1 protein-coding gene is annotated in these 1,025 nt (G+C 58.2%); it reads right to left on the bottom strand.

Annotation, left to right across the window (positions count from 1 at the left end; all coding sequences use genetic code 11):
- Positions 1–996 (bottom strand): type IIL restriction-modification enzyme MmeI (locus ACFOMH_RS20565; protein ID WP_377746802.1); only part of this gene is annotated, 996 nt, incomplete at its 3' end.
- Between the last annotated feature and the right edge of the window lie 29 nt (positions 997–1,025).

Genomic DNA, 1,025 nt, shown 5'->3' with positions numbered 1-1,025 from the left:
TTCGAGGGTCTCATCGTTGCGGTCGTGGGCGGCGCGGAGGTTGTCGGGCATCTTTTCGGGGTCGTAGAGGTCGGCGATGGTGGCGGGGAAATGCGCCTCGCGTGCCAGAAGGATCGCTTCGGCACCGGCGGTGAGGTCGGATTTCTGCTTTTCGGTCAAGGTGGGCACGGGGAAGGTGTTCCAGCCGAGGGTGTTGGAATAGCGGTATCGGGTTTCCAGCTTGCCGCAGACGGTCGCGATCCAGACCAGATGCAGACGCGAGGCAATCAGCGCCATGTTCCAGAGCGGGGCGTCGTAGAGGGCGAAGGCAAGGTTGGAGACAATGGACCGAGGCGGAAGCAATCCGATTGGCAGATATTCGCGGCGCTCCGAACTGACTTGTGGCATAATCAGCGAGTGATCGGCGGCCACCGACTGAATTTGACGAAACCGATGAGGGTATGCAGCAGCCGGGCGAGTTTCCGCTGCCTTACTCACAGATCGAAAGTGGACGACCCTTTCGAACCTTTTGCGCAAAGCGGGGATGTTGGTGGCTTCATCTGCCTCAGAATCTTCAACCCAGATACAGAAACGTTCCAATCCCCGGATAAATTCGGCAGCACCATAGTATGGGCGTATAAAGCGCGCTGCTTCTGGATAATCGGATAAGAGGCTGGCGCACTCATCAGCGGTCAGCGAAAGATTGCCGCCATCTGTAGGTTTGTTCCCCCAAACCATAGCTGTTTTTTCCCCGATGACACGGGATGCTGGTCGAACTATCACATCTGCGCCGGGGGTCAGATAGGCGTTTATATGCGCCACTTCGCGCAGCGCCGTCTTTCCTTCCTCTTCGGAGTAGAGGCGACGCGCCGGGACAGGCTGACGCGTGATACCAATAATGGCAACCGTCACACCCGCGTTATGTGCTGCAAGGTTCGCCCATTTGAAGCGTAAGCGGTCGCTGGCCCCCACTGTCGACTTAGCTTGACGGCTTGAAGTTCCACGGTAGCAGGTCATCGAGGCGGCTTTGTGGATGGCCGGTGGCG

Source organism: Paracoccus mangrovi (assembly GCF_042648425.1).
Taxonomy (GTDB): domain Bacteria; phylum Pseudomonadota; class Alphaproteobacteria; order Rhodobacterales; family Rhodobacteraceae; genus Paracoccus; species Paracoccus mangrovi.
The sequence above is the reverse complement of the archived record's forward strand: the minus strand, read 5'-3'. Positions and strand labels throughout refer to the sequence as shown.